Origin of the sequence: Chroogloeocystis siderophila 5.2 s.c.1 (genome assembly GCF_001904655.1) — a bacterium.
Lineage (GTDB): Bacteria > Cyanobacteriota > Cyanobacteriia > Cyanobacteriales > Chroococcidiopsidaceae > Chroogloeocystis > Chroogloeocystis siderophila.
The window spans coordinates 1-25,281 of the sequence record NZ_MRCC01000030.1 but is presented as its reverse complement, the minus strand read 5'-3'; the positions used below and the strand labels follow the sequence as shown (position 1 = coordinate 25,281).

The window sequence follows — 25,281 nt, the reverse complement described above, 5'->3', positions numbered from 1 at the left end:
TGCGTGCCGAACAAGATGCCCTTTTTGCTTCTCGCCTTCCCCTTGCTGTTGGTTAAAACTAGAAACTAAGTTAGCACAATAATTCCTGCATGAAGCAGTTAGTAACTTAAGTTACAGCTATCAATCTCATATCGCCATTCCTAGATTAATCACTGAAACTTCTGCGTAGAGTGTGCAAGGTTGCATAGTTAGCTCACCTAAATTCAGACTTCAGCCTCTGAGAAGAAGGAATTTGTGCGGGAAGTTTATTAAAAATTACATCTCACGATACTAAATCGTGGGAATTTTTTCATCATTTTTTAAATTTTGAGAAAGTTTTAGTATAGCCCTGTTTACTTTAAGCTACTGCAAGTAATACGCTACAAGGTTAGCTTGGCGTGTATAAAATAGAAAACTTTCATTTTCTGGGACTTTATTTAAAATCAGTATCAACACATGAATACTAAGTCTGCAAGATGAAATTTTCCTAAGGTAAAAATACAGATTGTATTATGAGTTTTTAAGGTTCACTTTACACTTTCATTACAAAAATCCCACTTTCTAAAAAGAAAGTATAGAGAAAGTCTTGAAAACTGTCCGTATTTTCAACATTCATATAACATAAAGACAAGAAGACAAATTTTAAGTTCGTCATCAAGTGTTAATCCATTTCCTGAAAGTCTGCCTAAAACATATCCCTACCAGTTAGACGTACATTTTGCACATACAAAAAGGCAATGAGCTAAAGCTATAAATAATACGATTTAATACGATTTAGTTTAGCTCTAATATTTGATATTGAAACGACATAAGGCTGTTTAGGAACAGTAAAGGATTTTTCAATGACTAAAGCTCTATCCTCGTACTCACTCTCAAAATCAACGCATAAAAAGAACCGCTGGTCGTATTATTTATTGATTGCTTTAATAGCAAATGCCGCTATTTGGGGGTCTGCATTGCTATTCATTAAACTTAAAAAGCCTGTATATACTAGCACTTCTACAGCTACTCTACCGGAAACAAAATCAGCTGCCAATGTTAACCTACCAAATATTGGGCAAGCTTATTATGAAAACTCTTCACCCTATGCAAATAGCTCCATACAAGATCCAAGAGAAACTTACAAAATTATTGCTGAAAGTGAACCAGTATTAAGAGCAGCAGCAAGCCAGGTTAATCTGCCTTTAGAGGATTTTGGCAAACCCAGAGTTAAAATTGTACTGAATACAACTCTGATGACGTTTGACTTTAAAGGTTCCACACCAGAAGAAGCTAGAAATAAATCTCTAGCATTTCACCAAGCATTTCAAACTAGACTCAATCAGCTAAGAGCAAAAGAAATTGCCCAACAAGACAAGGGCTTCCAAAGTACGCTCGATTCAGCAAAGCAAAAGCTGCAAGATGCACAACAAAAACTCTCAGCATTTAAAGCTAACTCTGGATTAGTATCTAATGAGCAGCTGAGAGATCTTTCTGCTAATATTGAACAATTAAGAAGACAAAAAGCAGAAGTTTCGGCGCAACAACAGCAGATTAGTTCTCGTGTAGGTCAATTATCAGCCAATTTAAATATATCTTCTCAACAAGCAGCGGATGCTTTTGCATTGCAATCTGACCAAATATTTCAGCAGAATTTAAAAGATTATAGTGATGCTAGTGCTTCTCTAACTTTACTTAACGCAAAATTTTTACCCGATCATCCGACTGTAATTGAACAACAAGCAAAACGAGATGCATCGCGAACAGCTTTCTTATCTCGAAGTCAAGAGTTGTTGGGGCGTTCTGTGGATGAGCAAGCAGTACAACAATATGCACTCAATCAAGCTAATTCTCAATCAGCGCGAGAAGCACTATTCCAAGGGTTAGTTGCATCACAAGCCGAACAACGAGGACTAAAAGCTCAGGCTCAAGAAATAGATAGACAGATTGCAATCCTTGAAAATAGGCTGAAAAATTTAGCACAAAATGAGTCTACTTTAGATGCTCTGAAGCGAGACGTACAAATTGCAGAAGCAGTATTTTCTTCTACTCTAACTAAGCTTGATATTAGCCGAGCTAATGCATTTGGCTCCTACCCTCTCATTCAAATGCTCTCAGAACCCACGCTTGCAGAAAGTCCAAGTGGACCAAAACCAGAGTTAGTTTTGTTAGGTGCAGCGCTAGGCTCTCTGTTTATTAATACTGGGATAACACTGCTTTATCTACGTAAACCTAAATCTAAAGCATTCAGAAAAGAGTTAGAAACACTTGAACTACAACAACCTGTTCTAGGTTTTAATGAGGGTAATATCAGCAGTCCTTTCCTATAAAGCAAGTGCTTCTACTGCTTTTTGTTAATTGTAAAATTCTATAAAAAAGCAGCTTGAGGCAGGTAGATAGTATGAATTAGAGCCTGCCCTGCTTTTAAGTTCAGTAGGAAAGATGAAAAAACTTAAAAAGTACCTGGCTCTTTTTTTATTAAGTTATCTTTTTATTATAGGAACAATATTTATATGGTTTGATACTAAATCTTCGGCAGTATCATCTAATTGGCTGCATGTAGATGGCATACATATTAAAGATATACATAATAACAAAGTTGTTTTACGGGGTGTATCACTTCCCGATTTAGCTCACTATGACTTTAGAGGTAAAATAGGAAAATCACCTGTTGAACTAATTGATCTGTTAACCGATCATAAACAAGGTTGGTATTCTACAGTAGTTAGATTGCCGGTTTATCCTATTTGGAAGTTAGGCTATAATTCCAATCCTAAACGGTATTATGACAACTATATTAAGCCTGCTGTTGACAAGTGTGTAGAACGGAAAATTTATTGCATTATAGATTGGCACTATATAGATGACCCTACGAATTTAGATGCTGAAACACGTACTTTTTGGGCTGATATTGCCCCAAAGTATAAAAATTATCCTAATGTGCTATTTGAAGTGTTTAATGAAAACTCAACTGATATGAGTTGGGCTACCTGGAAAAATATTGTTCAACCTTGGATTGACCTTATCCGTTCTTATGCTCCTAATAATTTAATTTTGGTAGGAGCACCACATTATGCTCAACATCTATATGATGCTCCCAGCAATCCAATTAAAGGAAAAAATATTGTTTATGTAGGTCATATATATCCTGGTTTAGATCAAAAGTTATGGGATAAATGGATTTTTGATGTAGCGGATAAAATTCCTCTATTTATTACAGAGTGGGGATTTCGCAACGGTGCTGATTATCCTACGAGTGGAACAGTAACTAGTTTTGGTATTCCCCTAAAGAAGAAATTAGAAAAATATAATTTAAGTTGGACTTGTTGGGTTGCTGACCACTCTTGGCAGCCAGAAATGTTTGATAAAGATTGGAATCTGTTAGTTGGAGAAAACTATATGGGTGGGTTTGTTCAAGATTACCTGTTGAGTAAAAATTAAGCAAGACAGAGCTTTTATTTCTTAAATTCTGTAAGTTCATTATGACTGGAAAGATATAAATGAAACCCCTTAATTTTGAGGAAAAATTGGTTTGGTACACAATTATTGGCACTTATGGCTTATACATTTTTGGAGCACAGCCAATTGCCATACCTGTAGTAGCTTGGATATTAGTAGGATATCTTAGCAAGAAACTTTGGCAGCAATCAAAAGGTACTCCAGAGACTCAACAAATAATAATTCCTTTCACAGCATGGTTATGGATTATTTCGATGTGCATAATCCTAGTTGCTATAGTGATTGGTAATCTTAACTTTAATGTTGATAATATTAGATTAATGAAGTCTGTTTTTAAATGGACTAGAGAACACGCTTTATGGGGTTTACTACCGTTAGTTGCTTGTCTTAATATTAGACCTAAATTGCTATCCAGAGCAGTTTGTATTCTTTGTGCTCAAAGCTTAGTTGTCATTCCATTTTGTTATTTAGCATACTTATTGCGTCTCCCTACTAGCACTTTATATGTCTCTCCTTTCGCTAAAATTGGGGGAAATTCTCCGGATCTTTATAGTTTAGTTCTTTATTTTTTAGACTATGATAGCAATCAAGTTCGCTTAGCTTTATTTGCTCCTTGGGCACCTAATTTAGCATTAATATCACTCATCTATTTTTTTATTGCTCGGCAAGAAACAAATATAAAATGGCGTAGAATTGGCATGATAGGTGCACTTGCCATGGTGTTGGTTTCGGTATCGCGCGCAGCAATCTTATCCTTTCCAGTGATTTTATTGCTTACTTGGCTTTTAACAAACTTTACTCGACCTGGAATATATTTTGCGACAGGAATAGGCAGTTTTTTTCTAAGCATTTTCTCGACTCAAATAACTAATTTTGTTAATGACTTTACTGAACAAGTGCATAGTGCTAGAGCAACTTCCTCTGAAGCTCGAATGAACTTAGTTAAACTGTCCTTAAATAAATGGTGGAATGAAGCACCTATTTGGGGTCATGGATATACTGAACCTATAGGTCCAGCGATTGTATACTTCTTGCCAATCGGAACTTCTGGATGTGGTACTTGGGTAAACTTACTTTATACAAAAGGTTTAGTAGGTTTTATAGCATTTGCTGTGCCGTTTTTGTGGAGTCTTGTGTATTTAGTGACTCAAGCACATAGAAGTGCGATCGCGAGAACAGGATTGAGTATCATATTAGTTTTCTTCTTTTTTTCATTCACCGAAGAACTCGACCTTTTAGCCTATCTTTACTGGCCTGGTCTGTTGATGTTAGGTCTTGCTTTAAGAGCAGAAACACAATTGACTTTTGTTAGTTTAAGAAAACCTTTACTAGAAGGCTAACTTACAGTTAATTAAACTATTATTTTAAGGTAAAAATCAAATGAAAAAAGTTTCTGTAATTATTCCAGTTTATAATGTAGAACAATACGTAGCTGATACTATTAATTCAGTCCTTCAACAATCATATACAAATTTTGAGTTGATTATCATTGATGATGGTTCTCCTGACAAAAGTAGAGAAATTTGCCAAAATTTTAACGATCCTAGAATCAAGATTATTTGTCAAAAGAATCGAGGAGTAGCAGCAGCAAGAAATACAGGTATTCGTCATAGTCAAGGAGAGTACTTAGCATTTTTAGATGCAGACGACTTATGGTTACCGCAGAAATTAGAAAAACATATTGAACATTTAGAAAATTCACCAAATGTTGGAGTCAGCTTTAGCCGCTCTGCCTTTATTGATGAAGAAGGAAAGCCCTTAAAGCTATATCAAATGTCCAAGCTTAAAGATATTACTCCGTTAGATTTACTATGTCGTACGCCAATCGGCAATGGTTCTGCGGCAGTTTTTAGAAGAGAGGTTTTTGCAGAAATCAAGTTTAAAAATGAGCTTGATGGTACAATGGAAGACTTTTACTTTAACGAAGATAGAAACTTACATCCATCAGAAGATGTTGAATGCTGGCTACGAATTGCTATTCAGACAAAATGGAAAATAGAAGGAGTTGCAGCAGCACTAACGCTCTATCGAGTAAATCCTCATGGATTTTCTGCGCAGATTTTGAAAAAACTTAGATCTTGGGAAACATTATTGGATAAGGCTCAAGCATATACTCCTGCACAGTCTATGCGTCAGTGGAAAGCTCCAGCTATGGCATATCAACTACGACATTTAACTAGAAGAGCAGTAACTTTAGAAGCAAAATCAACAGCAATAGAGTTAATACATAGAGCCTTGTTTACATACTGGCAGATTTTAATTGAAGAGCCACATCGTACACTTATGACTTTAGCTGCTGCTTACTCATTATTTTTGTTACCGAGATCTTTACACTCTCGGCTTAAAGATGTAGCTATAAAAATCGTAGGAGCAATCCAAAACCGTACTCTAATCACAGAAGAGTATCAGCAGTCAGTATAAATATTCATTACCAGCATTACATAGTATCTGAGTTAACCCACGGTCAGAGTTATCAAAATGTATTAAGGGTTAACTCTATGTAACATCAATCACTACCTAATGCAAGCTCATAGTAATAGTTTTTGTAAAAGAAGTTAGTAATAATTTTACTATTACTGTGGTTTAATGAAGAGATTTTGAAGAAGAGTAGATAAAAATAGATTATCAGTAAATATATCTTAAGATTTAATTAAGTTACTTCTCACCTAAGTAATACTTCTACCATGAAAAATTAGCATCTACACAATATTTTTAAATATTTAGGCTTAAGACAAACAATGACAATTAGTATTAAAAAAGCAAGGGTAGTAGCTCATAAATTGAAATGGAAGCTCTCTGGTCAGTTTGTACGTAACATGGGCTGGCTTGGTGGAGCCGAACTAGTTAATCGTGTTTTTCGTTTAGCTACAACTGTTACTTTAGCTCGTCTACTAAGTTCTTACGACTACGGTCTTATAGCAATTATTTTAATTACGCATGATTTTGCTGCTACGTTTTCCTCTGCTATTGATGCAAAAATTATCCAAGCATCTGATAAAGACCTCAAAGTTTTATGCAACACAGCATATTGGATGAACTGGATCTTATTCGTAGCTGTTTTTATTATCCAGTGTATTGCAGCTTTTCCGCTTGCGTGGTTCTACAACGATAATAATCTGATTTTACCTATTTGCTTTATAGCTTTAGGTTATCTATTACTACCAGTTGGATCTGTGCAATCTTCATTGATCAGGAGAGAAAATAGGCTGAATATCATAGCTTTGATTAATGTTCTTCAAGGAATCAGCCTTAATGTTGCGACAGTAATATTAGCTTTTTTAGGTTTTGGGATTTGGTCAGTTATATTACCTTTCGGTTTAGCTACTCCAATTTGGCTGCTCATTAGCCTTATGAATCATCCTTGGAGACCAAAGGTGCCTTTTACTCTTTATAGATGGGAAGAGATTGCTGGATACTCCACAAATGTTATTATAGTTGAGTTCTTAAATAAGTTAAGAGCAAACTTAGATTATTTAATAGTAGGTAAGTTTCTAGGTTTTCAAGATCTAGGATTATATTATTTTGCTTTTAATGCTGGGCTAGGCATCAGCATGAATGTCCTGAATGTGATTGTTTCTTCTTTGTTTCCTCATCTATGTGCTGTACGAAACAATTTAAATCAACTCAAATTAAGATATTTGAGTAGTTTGAAAACTATTGCTTTAGTCGTTATACCATTAGTTCTTCTACAATCGAGCTTGGCTCCTTTTTATGTACCAATTATTTTTGGTCAAAAGTGGGTTCCAGCAATTCCTATTTTAATACTTATTTGTTTGTCAGCGATAACACGTCCCTTTGGAGAAGCTGCTAAGCTTTTACTCTTAGCTGTTGATAGAAGTCGGGTAGCTCTTGCCTGGAATTTAATTTTTACTTTGGTGTTTGCGCTCAGCTTAATTGTAGCTGTGCAGTGGGGAGTTTTGGGAGTAGCAGCGGCAGTTTTAATCACTCATATCATATTATTACCTCTATTTACTCTATGGACTAGTAAATATATTTTTGACAAAAACTTACCTATGAAGCCTTTGTTATGAGCTTACGTTTGTCACTTTAAACTAGCTATTTTTTTAGAACTCAAGAGAACAATATTCGCACAGTGAATATGAATAGAATAGATATATTACCAAATTCTCTAGAATCTATAAAGAGTCAATGCCCTGCGATTGAATTAGTTAAAGAGCAAAAAGATAGACCACTTTGGTCTGTGATGATTCCAACTTACAATCGTACCAAGTATCTAGAGCGAACTCTTAAAAGTCTATTAAACCAAGCGCTTGCGCCAGAGGTAATGCAGATTGAAGTCGTAGATAACTGCTCTACAGAGGTTGATATGGAAGCAGTTGTTAAAGATATTGGTCAGGGTAGAATTTCATTTTATCGACAACCTTATAATGTTGGTCTAACGGCTAACTTAACAGCTTGTATTCAGCGATCGCGCGGTTATTTGGTGCATATCTTACACGATGACGACGTGGTTTTACCTGGATTTTATCAACATTTACAGGAAGCTTTTGAAAAAGAACCTACTATCGGAGCAGCTTTTTGTCGATACGCTAACATAGATGAGAATGATCGCCCTGTTTATATTCCTAAGTTAGAGCAAAGTACCGCTGGTATTATTGCCAATTGGATAGAGCGAATTGCGTTGGAACCACTCATTCAACCGCCAGCGCTAGTTGTTAAACGTAGTGTTTATGAAAACATCGGCGGATTTCATCCAGAACTACGTTACACTTGCGACTGGGAAATGTGTAAGCGAATTGCCGCACACTACTCAGTATGGTATGAACCACAAATATTAGCATACTATCGAATACATTCTGCCTCTGCAACGTCAGATGTCATCAAGTCGGGAGCAAATGTTGCAGATCGACGTAAAGCAATTGAAATCTCACACGCGTATTTACCTTCGCCACTTGCAGATCAGTTATCGCACAAAGCTGAAGAATTATCTGCAATTAATACATTAGGTGCTGCACGTCGCGCACTGAGTAGAGGTGATACTGCTACTACAATTGTTCAAATCAAAGAAGCTCTCAAATGTAGCTCTTCACCAAAAATTGTTGCAGCACTGACTCTTGTTCCGATTCTAGCTGGAATAGAGCGCATGAAGCAGTATAGCTATAAACGAGCTTACTAGTGATGTGCGATCGCACCAAGAAGCATCAGAAGTAATTTTGTTTCTACTTACAACTAAGTATCATTTTTACATAAGGCAAAGCAATGAAACTGAGTGTGATTGTTCCTTGTTTCAATGCAGCTGATACTATTGCTGTTCAACTCGAAGCGCTTGCTCATCAGTCTTGGCACGAGCCATGGGAAATTATTGTCTGCAATAACGCCTCAACAGATGATACAGTGGCAATTGTAAAAGAATATACAAAGCAGATTCCAAATCTCCGTCTCATCCATGCACTAGCGCGAAAAGGACCATCATACGCGCGTAACATGGGTATATTAGCGGCAACAGGTGATGCTTTTGCTTTCTGCGATGCAGATGACGAGGTTGCTCCTGGTTGGGTAGCAGCGATGGGAGAAGCGCTCACTCGTTATGAACTTGTAGCTGGTGTTCTTGATTATACAAAGCTCAATACAGCTTCGCCAAGGAAGAATCATCAGCGACCATCAGGACTAATTTATCCAAAGCATCCTCCTTATCTTCCGTTTGCGGGTAGTTGCAATCTTGGTTTTCAACGCTCACTGTACCAAGCTATCGGCGGTTTTGATGAGTCTTTTTTATATGTAGAAGATGCCGAGTACTGTTGGAAAGCACAGCTAGCAGGAGCCAAAATTCATTTAGAACCAAGCGCGATCGTCTATTACCGCTTTCGTAATTCTTTGCTCAGCAACTATCACCAAGCGTTGAAATGGTCAAAGGCGTATTTATCACTTCGCCAGAAGTACGGTGGCTCTTTGAGTGCATTTTCTACCGTAAAGTTATATTTGGGTGGTTGGAAATACCTAACTTTTAATCTTCTACAAGTCCGTAATCGTGGTGACTTGGCTGATTTTGTATGGCAACTTGGCTGGAAAATTGGGGAATTGCAGCAAGCTATAAGTATGATGTGACTTGATAAATTGTGTATTCAAAGCTACATTTAGTAAGCGATCGCTCCATTGTTTCTACCCAGGCACGTACTAACCGCAATGCAACTACATCTGCAATAAAAATTTTAGCGCTGAATTATAGTTTAACATTGTATCTATGTAGTCAATGTATTAATTTATACGTAAAATTTACTTTCATTTTCTGATAAATATTAAATTAGAACAGTAGATAGCCATTCAATTTAGTACTTGGTAGCTCTAAAGCTAAAAACATTTATTTTGATTACTTAATTAAAGATTTCTTATTTCGAGAAGCTCTGGTCAGTATTTTGACTTATTCATTTCTTTCAATAACTACACATTACATAAAAATAAAATATTATCTTTATAATTAACTAATATTATAAGTATCTATTTGGCTGTGTATTTCTATTATATAACAAGTTTACTGCAATGATTAAGTTTTGATTATCAATAGTCAATATTTAGCAAAAAAAACTAAGGATACTGAAAAGATATTTCAATCAAAAAAATGCTATCTTTAAAGTAAATAGTCAAATTAATCTTCATCATAAATTCATATAAGTATTTGCTAGCTATACAGAATTTTATTATTAAGGCTATTGATTAGTTTGAGCCTATGTATTATTATGTATATGAATCTAATAAAAGATAAATAAGAATATTAGATAGTGCTATAAGATCAGGTTTAACATTTTATAGTCTTGACTTTACTATAAGACTAAACCCTCTGCATAGAAAGTGTTCAGCTAATAGTTAGAACACTAAACTGTTAAGTTTTAGGATAGCTTCCCGTCGTGAATAAAGCACTAGATACTAAAAACTGGTTGCAAGCAAACCGATACCGAAATCGGGGAAGTATCTACTTATTTGCGCCAATGGTGGACTTCAATATCATGTCTGAAGTGGGAGACACTCCACCATAAGTTAGATTAGTAAGTTTCTAATTAGTTTTGAATTAATTGATACATCTCAATTTGTTGATTGAGGTAATCTGCGCTGGTTTGATAAACAATGAATTACTGTAATAGAGAAAATACAGAATTGCTTTTTAAGCAGTTTTTAGAGAAACATGTTTAATAAGAGGAATAAAAATCAATCATAGAACTTTAGCTTCAGCTTTTGGGTTCCAGCTTTTTTTTGCTTCCTCTATGGTGATCGCACACATTTTAGATACCTTTAAGCAAATTAAATTTTGTTTTAGGTATCGAATATTTTTGTAGAAGTTGAGAACGTGTTAACTATGAATATCAATACAAGTGGCGTAAAGCAGCAGTTTTTAACTGAACGTCAAGAAAGGTTCTTTTGGTTACGTGCAAAAGAAACAGCAATAATTTTACTAGTAGGTTGGATTCCAAAACTTCCAGGCTCTTTATTAAGGCAGTTGATATACCGTACTATAATCAAACACATTGGAAAAGCAGTTTATATTGAATCTGGAGTAGAAATTGCTGGTGCGAATCGTATAGTAATTGGCAACCAAGTCAAAATTCTTCGTGATGTTCGTTTGACTGCTAGAGAAAAAAATAGCCAGATTTGCATTCGCGATCGCGTATGTATTGAGCGTGGTGTCAACATTAGTGTTGTTCCCACTGAGGGAAACTGCCAAATAGAAATCGGTGAGCGTACAGTCATTGGTGCGTACAGTTGTGTTGCAGGTCCTGGTAATATCAAAATCGGCAAATACTGTTTGATTGCTTCACACGTCGGAATTTATGCTAATAATCATATTTTTGCCGATCCAGCTCGTTATATTTGGGATCAAGGCGTCACTCGCCAAGGAATTACCATTGAAGACGATTGTTGGTTAGGTAACGGAGTCACAGTGCTAGATGGCGTTACTATTGGTCGAGGTAGTGTTATTGGTGCTGGTGCTGTTGTTACTAAAAATATTCCTCCGTATTCAATTGCCGTTGGTGTTCCTGCAAAAGTAATTGCGCGTAGAGGAGAGCAGAAATAGGTAAAAAATGTTGAGTAACTAGTTATTCAAGTAAGTAGTAATTAGATTAGCTACTTGTTTTTCTTCACATATCAAAATTATAATAGGAAATCTCCTTCATCTCGAAGGAGATTTTATGTGTGTCAATAAGCACTCGATATTCCGCTATTAAGCGTTTTATTTTAATCTACACTTTGATTAGGAACAGTGTATAACCTCAATTTTTGTTTTAGGATTAACCAGAAAAACGGTAAATCTTCTAGCAAATATCGCCTCCAAAGCCTCTTAGGTTCAACTAATAATCTATAAAGCCATTCAAGTCCAGCATTACTCATCCACTTTGGCGACCTTTTCACATTACCAGCTTCAAAATCAATTGTTGCTCCTACAGCTAGAAAGATTTCGATATTTGGCAAGCGGTCTTTATATTTGATAATCCATTTTTCTTGCTTTGGTGCGCCAACTCCTACTGCTAAAACTGATGCTTCAGATTGATTGATCATTTCAATAATTTCTGCACACTCTTGCTCATCTTTTTCAAACCCAAAAGAAGGAGAATGAGCACCTATCACTATAGATCTACCAACTTTGTTATTTATCCGCTTAGCGGCTCGCTGTGCTACTCCTTGCTTACCTCCTAAAAGAAAGATTTTGATGTTTGGATTATTTTTATGATAGTTGTAGAATGCTGGAAATAAGTCTGAGCCTGAAATTTTCTCTTTAATAGGAGTTCCTAAGAATCTTGATGCATAAACTAGAATTTGACTGTCACAAACTTTGTAGTCAGCTTGCAAATAAGTTTGTAGAAACTCACGATCATATTGCAGTTTAACCATGTGGTCTACATTTGGTGTAAATACAACACCTGATTTGAGTTGTTTGAGTAACTCCACTTTAGACAAATTGTCGAGAGAAATATTGAGTATTTTTACAAGTTTCATTGTTTTGTACGTAGGAAAATAATAAATAAAAAGTTCATTGCAGACTGAACTTTGGCATTCGAAAAAAAGGCACTAGATAATTACCTGAATCTTGCATTCAGTACATCTTTTTTGGAACGCAACGTAGATTATGTATGTCTGCGAATACAAGGGCTGTACTTTAACAAGCACAAACCATTCTGCTCTACTGCACTTACAGTAAATTTACGTATGATTGATATCTATTAGTGAAATAGATACTAAATAGAGATTAATTGCTATTTTCGGGATCTGCGGAGAGATAGAGTTAAGGTTTATACGATCTTTAAAGTAGGAGAAAGTTAAGTAAAAATTACATAAAAACTCTAGAGTTGACAATCAAAAGGTTATAGTGAAATTACGTAAAATGAGAAAAATAAATGTAGTCATTACTCAACTGGAGCTATGTTTTTTCTGAGAAAGCAGAGGTAGGGTAAACCGAATTGTTGCGGGGGGCAATTTCTCTGTGTGAGAATACAGCGATCGCACTTGATCTGCCTTTATGATCCTGAATGAAGAACCGATGAGCTAAATCACTATGCTGGAACAAGGCACGATCAGTATTCATACAGAAAACATTTTCCCGATTATTAAGAAGTCGCTTTACTCTGACCACGAAATATTTTTACGGGAACTCGTATCCAACGCTGTAGATGCCATCCAGAAGCTAAAAATGGTATCCCGCGCTGGAGAATACACTGGCGACATCGGCGAACCAGAAATTCAAATTGTGATCGACAAAGACAAAAAAAAGCTCGCGATCAGCGACAACGGTATCGGCATGACCGCTGAGGAAGTGAAGAAATACATCAACCAAGTCGCCTTCTCAAGCGCCGAAGAATTTATTCAGAAGTATCAAGGTAAATCCGATCAACCGATTATTGGTCACTTTGGATTGGGTTTTTACTCTTCGTTCATGGTGGCGCAAAAGGTTGAGATTGATACACTATCTTATAAAGAAGGTGCAACCGCAGTCCATTGGTCGTGCGATGGTTCGCCAGAGTTTCGTTTAGAAGATTCACCCCGCACACAACGGGGCACAACAATCACGCTGACTCTGCAAGAAGAAGAACAAGAATATCTAGAACCAGCGCGGATTAAGCAGTTGGTGAAAACCTACTGTGACTTTATGCCAGTCCCGATTAAACTCGATGGCGAGGTACTTAATCGCCAAAAAGCACCGTGGCGCGAATCTCCGAATAGCCTAACCAAAGAAGATTATCTAGAGTTTTACCGCTACCTATATCCTTTTCAAGAAGAACCACTCATCTGGGTACACCTCAACACCGACTATCCCTTCATTCTCAATGGAATATTGTATTTTCCTAAGCTGAAGCCGGATGTCGATGTTACGCAAGGGCAGATTAAGTTATTCTGCAACCAAGTGTTTGTTAGCGATCATTGCGAAGAAATTATTCCCAAGTTTTTACTGCCGATGCGCGGTGTGATTGATAGCACGGATATTCCGCTGAATGTATCGCGGAGTGCTTTGCAAATGGATCGCACTGTACGCAGAATCGCAGATTATATTTCACGTAAAGTCGGCGATCGCCTCAAGGAACTCTACCGCGATTACAAAGAAGAATACATCAAAGCTTGGCAAGATATCGGTACTTTTGTCAAATTTGGCGCGCTCAACGACGAGAAATTCAAAAAACAAATTGAAGACATCATCATCTATCGCACGACACACGAAACAAAAGCCAGTGACACCCCAAACGTTGAGGTACAGCCGCAAGAAGGCGATGTTTGGCAAGATGTTACTCCACAAGAATCAGCAGCAACGACACTTCCCTACACAACGCTGAAAGAATACCTCGAACGTAATAAGCAACGGCATGAAAATCGGGTTTATTACTGCACCGATCAAGTCACCCAAGCTACATATGTAGAATTGCACAAAAACCAGGGTTTGGAAGTCCTATTCATGGACTCGTTCATCGATACCCACTTTATTACGTTCCTCGAACGCGAATATCCTGATGTTAAGTTCTCGCGGGTAGACTCTGACTTAGACGAAACGTTGCTCGATCAAGACAAAGCTGGGGAGATTGTCGATCCTAAAACCAATAAAACTCGCAGCGAATTGGTTAAAGAACTTTTCCAAAAAGCGCTCAACAAGCCTAAACTCAATATTCGCACTGAAGCACTTAAGTCAGACGATCCGCAAGGTACACCGCCAGCAATGGTGTTGTTACCCGAATTCATGCGCCGCATCCAAGAGATGAACGCATTTATGCAACAGCAAGCCGCGCAGTTTCCTGAGGAACACATTCTACTTGTGAATACCGCGCACCCACTCATTCAAAATCTTGTGAGTTTAAATCAGGGTAGTATCGTGCAAGGAGATACTGTGTCTCCTTCGGCCGAGTTAGCGAATATGATTTGTCATCATGTCTACGATTTAGCGCTGATGGCACAAAAAGGATTTGATGCTGAAGGGATGAAAGCTTTTGTCGAACGGTCTAATCAGGTGTTGACAAAACTAACTGAACGTGCTGCTAAGAGTTAGTTAGATCTCACTATGGATGAGAGCCCGCATTGACGGGCTTTTTTTATGGTTGATATCATTTTTGGTTGAATAGTAGATGTGAATTCGCGAAGCTCGCCTAGCAAATAAGTTCGCGGCTTCACAAACAAAGTCCGCCAGCGTAGACTAGTAGAAAAATCACAGGTACTGGTTAAAGTGCTATTTCAAGCGCAAGTAGTTTATTGAATTTGATATAAGATGCGATCGCACTTCCAGCACACTCATTCGGTAATGCGGATACAATAAGAGATTGCACGTTAATTCACACCAATGGAGATAGATTATGTCACGCAAATGTCAGCTAACAGGTAAAAAAGCCAATAATGCTTATGCAATTTCACACTCACACCGCCGCACCAAAAAGCTACAAGAAGCCAACTTGCAGTGGAAACGAGTATGGTGGGCGCAAGGAAATCGTTGGGTAAGACTGCTACTTTCGACTAAAGCAATCAAAACTTTAGAACACAAAGGTTTAGAAGCAATGGCAAAAGAAGCAGGAATCAATTTGAATCGCTACTAATGCGTACTTTTGGGGGCATTATTGCCCCAGTATTGCTAACCGAGTAAAGTAATCACAGCTGTGCTACCCGTCTAACTGCTTCTACATCGTAGGGTAAATCTGAAAAAGCTGGTAAAACAGGCTAACAGCACGCAAGAGTTATTAGCTGATATAGTCAAATTAAATAATATTGTAAACGAAGAGCGATCGCCACAAAAATCTTGTTGCTGTATCCGTATTGCCCGCAAGTAATCAGAATCGCAAGGAGATATTATGATAACTCTCAAACTTCCGCTAACTGATGAAGAGTTTATGCGTCTTGCCTCGGAAAATGAGGAGTGGCGCTTTGAAAGCACCAAGGATGGAGAATTAGTTATTATGCCGCCTACTGGGGGAAATACTGGGCGCCGTAACAGTAAAATAATAACTCAGTTAGAGCTTTGGAATAGTGCTAGCAATTTGGGTGAAACATTTGATTCTTCTACAATGTTCGTCTTACCAAATGGTGCGCGACGTTCTCCTGATGCGGCTTGGATTAAACGTAATCGCTGGAATACTCTTACCCTAGAACAGCAAGATAAATTTCCCCCACTTTGCCCAGATTTTGTTATCGAACTTTGTTCTCCTGCAGATAACATTGAGGACTTACAGCAAAAGATGCAGGAATATCTTGAGAATGGCGCATTATTAGGTTGGTTAATTGACCCGAAAACAAGAAGAGTAGAAGTTTATCGTAGCGGAAGAAGTAAAGAAATTTTAGAATCTCCTACAACTCTTTCGGGTGAGGATGTATTACCTGGATTTATTTTAGACTTGCAATCGATTTATTGATTTTGTTCTGGTCGTTGGTCATGAGAATTGATGCGATCGCGATTTAGGCTACTATTTGCAATATTATTACTATTGTTAAGATATTGCCTTGCTTATTCGTTTCAACACACGCAGTACATCATATAGTTTATTTTGATGGATCAGTAACAAAAAAAAGTATCTGAAAAATCATTAAGCTACCATCTGTTACCATACTAGATACAGATTTTTCAGACTTGGGATTATTCATCATATAAGTTAGTGCTTAGGATATAGCGGCTTCAAAAGATATTAAAGATTTAGAATCAACGACAAGTATCCAAAATTGCTCTTGAATGACTAGTGTATCAATCCGACCGCGTAAAATTTCATCCTGATTTTCAAGGACTATTTCAACCGAGGAATCTGTTGTAATAAAGAAAGGTTCATTGTAAAAGACTGCTAATTCTAATAAAGATGATACGAGCAAAAGATTAACAGCGCCTTCTGCTAACTTACCACGATTTCTATGACGCAAAAATATGTGTTTGAGTTTGTCTAAAATTGTTTTTTGTCAGTAATTTCAGGCAAAACTTGATGCCTTCTGTAAAAAAATGCTTATTATCAGTTGGAGTTATATTAAACCTGTCTTCTACATCAGCAAGTGTAGTTATAGATTTAGAACTTGCTATATTTTGAACTATAAGTTTGATTTTTCTAGACTACTCTGATAGCACAACTATTATAGCGCCTAGCTATTTTTTAGAATTGATGTATGCTTTCCTTTTTAAAAAAGGCTGAAAGGCAGATTTTCTTAAACTAGATACCAACATAAACGAAGGATACAAAAGTACTTTCAAGAGTCATAAAATCAGATAGTCTCTATAGATAAAGTTTAATCATTAGCCAATTTATTGTTTGTGAATTAGCTAGTGTTTTTCCGTGAATTCACTTATTTAGCAATAAGTAAGGAGAATCACTGAGGTTATAACTACAAGTGCAATGTTATTACGGAAATATTGAAATTCTATATTAATTGTTTCAATTACTTAAAACTATTATGGTTGAGCGCAAATCAACTAAAGTACTTATCCGTATTTTGCGGAAACTTGTCAAATTCAACGTAACTTTGGCAAGGAGAGGTTTGCGTTGGTTGGTGCGTAGTTTCTTAATAAGTCGCCGTCGTCGGCGTTTACAGGGTGGATTTGTGCTGCCAACCACAACGATGCTTTTATTGGTTGTTACCTTAGTAACAGCAGCAGTACTAACTCGCAGTCTAAATCGTACTACCCAAGTAGTCGGAGATTATCAGGCAAAAGAAATATATAATGCTGCTTCCCCTGCTATAGATCGTGCTAAGGCAAAGCTAGAAGCACTTTTTAATGATTCTCGTCTCCCAAATGGCGTACCAGCGCAAGAAGTGTTGCTGAGTATGATGCTCAATGATGGTAGCAATGGAGTTGCAATTCAACGAGATAGCAATGGTCAAGTAGACGATAAATATACTTTGCCACGTGAAAAGCGTTTAGATATCAATGGAGATGGAAAATTAGATAATGCTTGGTCTTATCAAATTGATAGTAATCAAGATGGCAAACTTGATCAGAAAGATCCCACTATTGCTTATTCCATCATCTTGCAGTCTCCAGATGAATCTGATACTAATGGACTATCTAACCAAAAAGATACTGCTATTGCCAGTAGAGCTAGTAGACTATTAACACGCAATGGTCCATTTAGTGCTGTACAGGCTAACCAAGCTTGCCGACAATTAGATGAGAATAGTGGTAATGCCGCAGTAGAACGAGGCTGGTTTAATGTTAATGCTGCTACTTTGCGGAAAAACTTTCAAGTCAATGCAGTTGTGATTCCTGCTGAAAATCAACGTGCAACTGCGGCTTTAGAATTTCAACAAGACCGACAACTTGACCGAGGTAATAAGTGGGGTGGATGGTTTCGCGGAGACTTAGAAATATTCCCAGGTCCACAATTTAACTGGAATGGTGCTTTACACACCGAAGGTAGTTTGATTGTTGGTGACAGTAGTAGCTTTACTGGATATTTGATTAGTGCGCCCAGTTCTTGTCTTTATACTCGTGATGCTTCTGAGATTACTGTAACTCAAGTTGTTGATGATAACGGTCAAGTAACTTTCCAGGGGCAAGTCGTTAACGGGTCAATCAAAACTAACACCTTTGCAGGTTCGTCAATTTTTCACTTATTTAATGGTACAGGTACAGCACCAATTACTAGCGGTACTAATCCAAACGTTACGATAAACAATGATTCGCATTCCGTAAACCGTACTAGGATTACACCTGCTGATGTTGCACTAGACCCAGTCCCGCTGTATACGCAAGATGTATCTAGAGCTAGAAGAACAACCGATCCTACCAATACATCAGTAAGGCGGAGTGAATGGAATACGAGTAGTTTTGTTGAGCGGCGCAGAATTTTTAATCAACAAGAACCTAAGCCTTATGTTGATGATACTTACCGCGCTGATAACCGTTATGGACCAAAACCAAATTATGGTCGAGATACACGCTTAGCAATTCCTGGACGAATTGGCGAGTTAATTCGTAGTGATGCAGCAAGTTTTACAGAGCTTACAAGTGATAATCCTATTGGTAACAATTTAGATAACTTAGGGTTAGATGGCTACTGGGAACGTCGTGCACGTCGGGAAGGATTAAGGATTATTGTCGGACAACGGTTGGAGTTAGCAAATCCTTTAGGTCAACCAACTGGATCTATTACAAATGAAGCCCGTCAGCGTCGTGCTTTGAGAGATAATTTAGCAGCAGTGCAAGCATCAGCGATATATCACTACAAATATCCTGCTACGAGTACTAATGCCAATGATGTTGCAGCACATAGTTCTGGATACTTACCTGTGGCTTGTTTAGCGACCACTGCCCATCCTGGTACTGCGGCAACGATTAATAATAGTACTACATTCAACAGCATTACGATCAACGGTACTCCTAGAGTTAATACTGATTTTTTGACAGGTAACGGTACTAATGGCTGGGAATTTAATCCACCAGCAGGAGTAACAACTGATAGCGCGTTTGCAAATGCGATCGCAGTCGGACAACCCCTGAGAAAAGCATTAACTAATCTTGCTTATTTTGCTGGCGATCCCTTTGGCGCTTTTCCTGCTAGACAAGATACCGCAACAAACCGTGCAGTTCCTTCTGTAGCACAACCACAAGTTCATCCTCATCCTGTTTTAACTCAGTGGGGTAATTTTTCAGAGTTACGACGAGTTATTGCTTTACTCGATAGCGGGACAACCTATGCAGATCTCAGCCTTGCTGATAAGACAACACTGCATACTGCTTCTTGCATGATGGGAATGCTGGCTTACAACTTGCAGAATATCGAAGATGCATATAAAGAAATTGCGGATGATGAATCTGGTAGTGCTAGCACGAACGCTTTAGGTGTGCAGTTTTCTCAATTGATGGATGGTGTTGCTACTAATGGAAATCCAGAAATTGGTAGACCTAGTAATGGTACAAATATTTGTACAAGTAAAGGAGACGGAACAAGTTGTCCAAGTAATACTTACAATCCTGATTATTTTGCTCAATTTACGGCAGAAGAATGGATTAATGCCTTAAGTAATTCTCCTGGATTAGGTGCAAACAGAGATGAACTGCTACGCAAAGCACGCCTGATATTTGCCCGACAACAAATACTACGCGATCGCACTTTTGGTTTTCAACCGAGTTCTAACGCTTTTCTCGCAGGTGTAGGTGCAGGTAACGGATACAATGCTGCTACAGGCAGATACACAATACAACACATCAATGCTGGGGATTTCTCTCCAGGTCAGATATTTAGAGTAAGTTGCGATCCAAACTCATTCATTAAAAATGGCAAGGGCAATGCTAATGGATTAGAACGAGCAAGGCTTGGTTTAACAATGGCTTTTTGCTCACAAGCTGAGGAAGCTAAATATCCTTCGTTGTTTTACTTATTTCCAGTCGCAGAACACGATCATTGTGGAGAAGCTTCAGCAACAGCGCTGGCAGCAAATCCTAGGGCTACTGTGTTGCAACCGAACACTCAACCTTATGTTGCTAATACTTACATTTTCAACAATAATGTTGCTATTACTGATGATGTCAATCACGGCTATTTCTACAGAGTTATTGATGATACTAACGGTAACGGTATTGAGAATGGTACAGAAGATAGTATAAAGGTGATCGCGCTTCAGCCACGAACTCGAAATAACTGGCTACTTCCCAACACAACGACAACTTCAGGTCGAATCAACATTATTAGAGATAACACTACATCTGTTGGAATTCCCTTCCTTGATAAAGGAATGTTCAACGGTAGGGAAATGATGAGCGTGCGGGTTTTAGATATTGATTTAGACCTATTACGTAGGAATACCATTAGAGGCGTGACCGATGATGCTTGGCTACCTAAGGGTGGAATTGTCTATGCCTTCCGCGAAGATGCTGTCAGAGAAGATGGTATCGCTAGACCTGCAGGATCTGCTAATAGCTTAATGAATGCTAATACGCCGCAAGATCCGCCAATTACTTCTGCAAATGGTATTACTACCAAACCAGTAGATTACTACGCCGATCCAGATCGTCGTCCCTATGGTTTCCGTCTGCGTAACGGAACTGATCTGCGGCGAGTCAATCCTTCTAATAAAAGCTTTACTATTCCTGATAACGAAAATATTCGCGGTATATCCTTCATCTCGGATAACCCTGTTTATATTCAAGGTGACTTCAACTTACATCTTGTTAGTAATACAAATACAAGATTAGAAGAGTTTAGCCAACTGCTACAGGACAACTATAGTAATTTCTATTCCCGCAGCACGCTGGATGAGCGATTTGCCAGACCAAATACTGATACTTGGCGTCCTAGTGAAATTTTGGCAGATGCAGTTACAATTCTTTCTGACAACTTCTGTGATGGGGGTATTCAAGATAGTTTCACAACAGCTGGTAATAGTAGCGGTGCTCAAATAAATTCGGCGGAATCTACAGAATATGGATGTCCTTCTGGTAGCGATCGCCGCACCTCATATTTAAATCAAAACCGCCCTAGAAACAGCCTCGGATCAGGACAGTATTGGTTGAGAGAAAATGATGAGGCAACATCTCCTATTAGAATTTCTGTAAATGGCAATCCGATGTATTGTGGCGTTGACAGATTACCTTGTCCTGATAGTGAAGTTAGAGAATACACTATAGGCGATCGTCGAAGTTATTACACTTTCTCAGATGGTAAGTCTCGTAATCCTGCTAGCGATAATACACGTGTTAATGCGATTATCATTAGTGGCATTGTTCCTTCACAAGCACAGCAATCTTACGGCGGACTGCACAATTTCCCGCGATTTTTAGAAAGCTGGAGTAATCGAAACCTCTATATATCTGGTGCTTTCCTTCAGCTGAACTTTAGTACGTATGCAACTGCTCCCTTTGACCAAGATGCTTGGGAGCCTGGTGCCCCCGCACAGTCTGCTGAACTCATTCAGTATTACGGCGCACCTAATCGGCGTTGGGGTTATGACGTTGGTTTGCAGTATGCGCCTGCTGGACCTGTATCGCGGCGATTTGTCACCACCGGTAAGACACGCAGTGAATTTTACCGCGAGTTGAATACCAACGATCCTTACATCAAACAACTGCGCTGCGCTAAAGACAAAGACAAAAAGTACATCAATCAAAATGCTAGCAGCGTTTGTTCGTAACTTTTTCACATTTCATGTAGGACAGCAAAATGCGATCGCACGTATGTCAATTTATGCACCGTTCTGAAGAAGGACTGACTTTAATTGAATCACTAGTTGCCATTGTGATTATTGGTATTGTGCTTGCGGCGATCGCCCCACCACTCCTGATCGCCGCAGCTACTCGCGTCCAAAACCAAAGAACTGAGCAGGCCATGCAACTCGCTCAAGGTGAAATTAACAGAATACGCCTGATAGTAGAGCGCGGAAGCTATGAAAAAGCAGAGTTACCACCAATTACCAATGCAACCTCAATTAAAGATGCACCACCACCTACAAGAGACACTAACGGCTATATCGCTAATTCTGCTGCTATTACTGTAACCAGAGGATTCACTGTTGACATCGACAACAACGGTAGTGCGGATTTTGTTGTGCAACTGTTCCGCAAAGCTGGAATCACATCATCCGGCGTAGAAAATCCTAACAGTACTTCCTCAATTCCTAATGCTTTTCAAATGGGAGTACGAGTCTATGAATATCAAGCCTTTCAAACTGGTGGAAGTTCTGCTCTAAGTACTAAGCGTACCTTGCTGAGACTAACTTCACAGAGTAATTTGCAGCATCCTCTAGCAGTTTTATACACCACAGTAGCTCGCAATGATCTGCCGATGTCTTTAGAAGAATATAGACAACTTTTAAACACTAATTAATCTTTTTAAGAATATGCTTCTCTTTCTTGAAAAATATAAAAATAATTTTTTACAACTTGTATATCAGAGACATAAAAACTCTGGATTTACCTTGATTGAGCTTTTAGTATCTTCAGTTGTTGGAAGCCTTGTTGTGTCAGCCCTATTGGGTTTAGTCGTTAATTTACTAGAAACTGATCAACAAGATTTAGTTAAAAGTAGGCTTCAGCAAGAAATGCAAAGTGCTTTGGATTACATAAGTGAAGATTTAAAAGAAGCTGTATACGTTTACTCTGGTGAATGCATTCAAGGCAAAGGAACTTCCACGGACTCTGATTTTTGTCCAGGTCTTGTCAATCATATTCCGATGTTTGACAAAAGTGTTCCTGTCTTGGTTTTTTGGAAAGTAGACCTTTTACCAGAAGGATGCCAAAGTACATTAGGATTAAGTGAAAACAATGATCCTTGTTTTAATTCTCGCATTGCTAATAGAACCTTTAGTTTAGTTGTTTACTATCTTAGACAAAATCAAGCGAGTGATTCGCTTTGGCAAGGAAAAGCTAGAATTACTCGTTACGTTCTCAGCCAATTTAATTCAAATTCTCCTCCTAAACAAAACACTGGTTACTTCAATCCAACACAAACTGGTACGAGCTTTCGCTTTTGGCCTTACGCACGGAATGACCTTGGACAATTAGTAAATCGACAGACATCAACTCCTACTTCTAGTGGTGCTACTAATCTTACTTTAGTAGATTTTGTGGACGATACACCTGATGCTGAAAATAGTACAACAATCTGCCCTAATGAGTATGTATTAACTCCTAGTCACAAGTCACTTGAAGATCAAGGTTTAGCGAGGGTTAGAAGCTTTTATGCTTGTGTGAGAGAGCAGCAAAATCAACAACCAGATGTTATTCTTCACCTGAGAGGAAACACACACGGTAAACAAGGTGGTTATGGTAAAGTTGCATTTTCTAACTTAAAAACACACGTTCTTGGTCGAGGAGTTGTTGATAAGAATCCTCGCTAGTTGATTTATAATAATTGTTCATTTTATTTTAGAATTGAATTCTATTTTTAATATATTTATTTTATGTAAAATTTTATTTTTATCATGCAAACTAGTATAGTCAGCAAAAAGAAAGAAGTCAATCGATTAAGTTTGGGCTTTACGCTTATAGAAGTATTGATTGTAATTTTTGCACTAGGGATTTTAGCAGCGATCGCTATTCCCAGTTGGCTTAGTTTTATTGATACCCGTCGCCTCAATATTGCCCAAGAGCAACTTTACCAAGCTATGCGTGAAGCTCAAAGAAACGCTAAAAGAGATAAATCAAATTGGCAAGCTAGCTTTAGGCAAGATAACGGAATTGTTCAATGGGCTGTTCATCAAGCAAATAGCACACCTACTACAACAGATTGGCGAAGCTTGGAGCAAAATATTCGCATAGTTGCGACGCGGCTCAACTCTACAGATCCTAATGACACTACATTATTCTTTGACAACACAAATAATCTTTGGAGAATTGTATTTAATCACAAAGCTAATCCAAATGGTCCAATAGGAAAAATAACAATATCTATTTCCAATAATAATCAAATAAAACGTTGTGTGATAGTTTCAACACTCATTGGAGGTATGCGCACTGCTAAAGATAATAAGTGTTCCTCTAGTTAAATTACTTTTTTCTTAGTTAATTATTGTGATATTTTACGTGGAAAAATTGAGAGTGAAGCAATTGTCGCGATCATAAATTATAAGCATATAGTATTGATATTATAGTGTTAGATGATACTAAGTTATACCTGAGCTTTATGCAATCGGAGGTGCTAACGGGTCAGGAAAGACAACGATTGCTCTAAACCTATTACCCAACTTCTTGGGTGTGTTTGAATATGTGAATGTAGATGCTATTGCCGCTGGGCTTTCACCTTTGCAACCAGAATCAATGGCAATACAAGCTGGGCGGTTAATGCTGGAACGGATGCAAGTTCTTGCTTTCCCCGAACACAAACTTTACCTTTGAAACAACCCTTGCTGCTAGCACATACGTCCTCTTCCTGCAAGAATGCAAAGCAAAAGGCTACAATATCGATCTAATTTACTTGGTAGTCCTGAATAGGTAAGGAGAAGAGATGGATAGGTCTGAAAAGAATCATGGCAGAAAAGACTGTATTCTGTGCGCGCTGTAAATCCAAGGAGGTTGTGAAAAATGGGTTTATTCATAATGGCAACATGGCAACCAGAAGAAGTGGATGTTGCGCAGTTGACGCAACTGTTCAATTAAGGGGCACAGACGAGCTGCTCGACCGAAGCAGGCGAAGCGATCGCCGTGGATGGCCAAAGTCTCAAAGTGAGCCGCAAAGATTACGACCAGTCCTATGAGGATACTGTATAGCTGTACTAAGCTGTGTTAGGACATAGAATAGAATGGGGTGTCTTGACAGCGAGGAACGCCGATGTCTGCCCCCTACAGCGCGGAGATGCGCTCCAAAGCAATGGCTGCGGTGAAACAGGGTGAACGGAAAGTTGGATTGCTGCACTCAAACAAGGCAAGCTGTTTGCACCTCTGACATTTGCTGGCTCCTGTAACCGAGATTGGTTTGAGATGTGGTGGTAGTCCTGAATAAGTAAGGATAGTAGAGATGGCTCACTCTACTTCAATCATGT

Annotated in this window: 19 protein-coding genes and 1 pseudogene; 18 read left to right on the top strand and 2 right to left on the bottom strand. The window is 38.2% G+C overall.

The genetic code is table 11. The annotated features are described in order from the left end of the window. The first annotated feature begins 821 nt into the window (after positions 1-821). From NIES1031_RS22325 to NIES1031_RS22290, 9 genes are all read left to right on the top strand, one after another. A complete protein-coding gene (locus NIES1031_RS22325) occupies positions 822-2,288 on the top strand; it encodes a GumC family protein (protein WP_073551635.1) in 1,467 nt (488 codons plus the stop codon). A gap of 112 nt (positions 2,289-2,400) precedes the next feature. Continuing rightward, positions 2,401-3,399, top strand: a complete 999-nt coding sequence (locus NIES1031_RS22320) for a glycoside hydrolase family 5 protein (RefSeq protein WP_073551634.1) — start codon at positions 2,401-2,403, stop codon at positions 3,397-3,399. A 59-nt stretch (positions 3,400-3,458) separates the two neighbouring features. Beyond that, positions 3,459-4,757 (top strand): O-antigen ligase family protein, encoded by a 1,299-nt coding sequence (locus tag NIES1031_RS22315; protein ID WP_073551633.1) that lies wholly within the window; start codon positions 3,459-3,461, stop codon positions 4,755-4,757. Positions 4,758-4,797: 40 nt separating this feature from the next. Further along, the gene (locus NIES1031_RS22310; protein ID WP_073551632.1) at positions 4,798-5,838 is read left to right on the top strand and encodes a glycosyltransferase family 2 protein; all 1,041 of its coding nucleotides are present in this window, start codon (positions 4,798-4,800) and stop codon (positions 5,836-5,838) included. 317 nt (positions 5,839-6,155) lie between these two features. Continuing rightward, on the top strand, positions 6,156-7,448 hold the full coding sequence (locus NIES1031_RS22305; protein ID WP_073551631.1) for a lipopolysaccharide biosynthesis protein: 1,293 nt from the start codon (positions 6,156-6,158) through the stop codon (positions 7,446-7,448). A 68-nt stretch (positions 7,449-7,516) separates the two neighbouring features. Continuing rightward, positions 7,517-8,554 carry a glycosyltransferase family 2 protein gene (locus NIES1031_RS22300; protein WP_073551630.1) on the top strand — a complete coding sequence of 346 codons (1,038 nt, stop codon included), beginning with the start codon at positions 7,517-7,519 and terminating at the stop codon, positions 8,552-8,554. Between the two features lie 83 nt (positions 8,555-8,637). Continuing rightward, positions 8,638-9,483: a glycosyltransferase family 2 protein gene (locus NIES1031_RS22295; protein ID WP_073551629.1), complete on the top strand. Its 846-nt coding sequence runs from the start codon at positions 8,638-8,640 to the stop codon at positions 9,481-9,483. 797 nt (positions 9,484-10,280) lie between these two features. Continuing rightward, positions 10,281-10,409: a hypothetical protein gene (locus NIES1031_RS26155; protein ID WP_269086040.1), complete on the top strand. Its 129-nt coding sequence runs from the start codon at positions 10,281-10,283 to the stop codon at positions 10,407-10,409. Between the two features lie 317 nt (positions 10,410-10,726). Further along, positions 10,727-11,443: an acyltransferase gene (locus tag NIES1031_RS22290; protein WP_073551628.1), complete on the top strand. Its 717-nt coding sequence runs from the start codon at positions 10,727-10,729 to the stop codon at positions 11,441-11,443. Positions 11,444-11,604: 161 nt separating this feature from the next. Here the strand turns inward: NIES1031_RS22290 and NIES1031_RS22285 are convergent, their stop codons facing one another. Next, the gene (locus NIES1031_RS22285) at positions 11,605-12,363 is read right to left on the bottom strand and encodes a WecB/TagA/CpsF family glycosyltransferase (protein WP_073551627.1); all 759 of its coding nucleotides are present in this window, start codon (positions 12,361-12,363) and stop codon (positions 11,605-11,607) included. 550 nt (positions 12,364-12,913) lie between these two features. Between NIES1031_RS22285 and htpG the strand changes: the two genes are divergently transcribed. From htpG to NIES1031_RS22270, 3 genes are all read left to right on the top strand, one after another. Beyond that, positions 12,914-14,893, top strand: coding sequence for a molecular chaperone HtpG (htpG, locus tag NIES1031_RS22280; protein WP_218596934.1), 1,980 nt, complete (start codon positions 12,914-12,916; stop codon positions 14,891-14,893). Between the two features lie 301 nt (positions 14,894-15,194). Then, complete coding sequence (gene rpmB, locus NIES1031_RS22275) at positions 15,195-15,431, top strand: 50S ribosomal protein L28 (RefSeq protein ID WP_015189261.1); 237 nt, start codon at positions 15,195-15,197, stop codon at positions 15,429-15,431. A 252-nt stretch (positions 15,432-15,683) separates the two neighbouring features. Continuing rightward, positions 15,684-16,241 carry a Uma2 family endonuclease gene (locus tag NIES1031_RS22270; protein ID WP_073551625.1) on the top strand — a complete coding sequence of 186 codons (558 nt, stop codon included), beginning with the start codon at positions 15,684-15,686 and terminating at the stop codon, positions 16,239-16,241. 244 nt (positions 16,242-16,485) lie between these two features. On the opposite strand, the gene NIES1031_RS25270 is transcribed toward NIES1031_RS22270, so the two are convergent. Further along, positions 16,486-16,737, bottom strand: coding sequence for a hypothetical protein (locus NIES1031_RS25270; RefSeq protein WP_218596933.1), 252 nt, complete (start codon positions 16,735-16,737; stop codon positions 16,486-16,488). A 522-nt stretch (positions 16,738-17,259) separates the two neighbouring features. Between NIES1031_RS25270 and hpsA the strand changes: the two genes are divergently transcribed. From hpsA to NIES1031_RS25865, 6 genes and pseudogenes are all read left to right on the top strand, one after another. Continuing rightward, positions 17,260-21,936, top strand: a complete 4,677-nt coding sequence (hpsA, locus tag NIES1031_RS22260; RefSeq protein ID WP_073551624.1) for a hormogonium polysaccharide biosynthesis protein HpsA — start codon at positions 17,260-17,262, stop codon at positions 21,934-21,936. 29 nt (positions 21,937-21,965) lie between these two features. Further along, positions 21,966-22,628 carry a prepilin-type N-terminal cleavage/methylation domain-containing protein gene (locus tag NIES1031_RS22255; protein WP_084544441.1) on the top strand — a complete coding sequence of 221 codons (663 nt, stop codon included), beginning with the start codon at positions 21,966-21,968 and terminating at the stop codon, positions 22,626-22,628. Positions 22,629-22,641: 13 nt separating this feature from the next. Continuing rightward, positions 22,642-23,640, top strand: a complete 999-nt coding sequence (locus NIES1031_RS22250; RefSeq protein ID WP_073551622.1) for a prepilin-type N-terminal cleavage/methylation domain-containing protein — start codon at positions 22,642-22,644, stop codon at positions 23,638-23,640. 84 nt (positions 23,641-23,724) lie between these two features. Beyond that, positions 23,725-24,288, top strand: a complete 564-nt coding sequence (locus NIES1031_RS22245; protein WP_073551621.1) for a type II secretion system protein — start codon at positions 23,725-23,727, stop codon at positions 24,286-24,288. Between the two features lie 220 nt (positions 24,289-24,508). Next, positions 24,509-24,637 (top strand): hypothetical protein, encoded by a 129-nt coding sequence (locus NIES1031_RS26150; protein ID WP_269086039.1) that lies wholly within the window; start codon positions 24,509-24,511, stop codon positions 24,635-24,637. Between the two features lie 501 nt (positions 24,638-25,138). Then, positions 25,139-25,225, top strand: a pseudogene (locus tag NIES1031_RS25865) (IS630 family transposase); the annotation flags it as partial. Between the last annotated feature and the right edge of the window lie 56 nt (positions 25,226-25,281).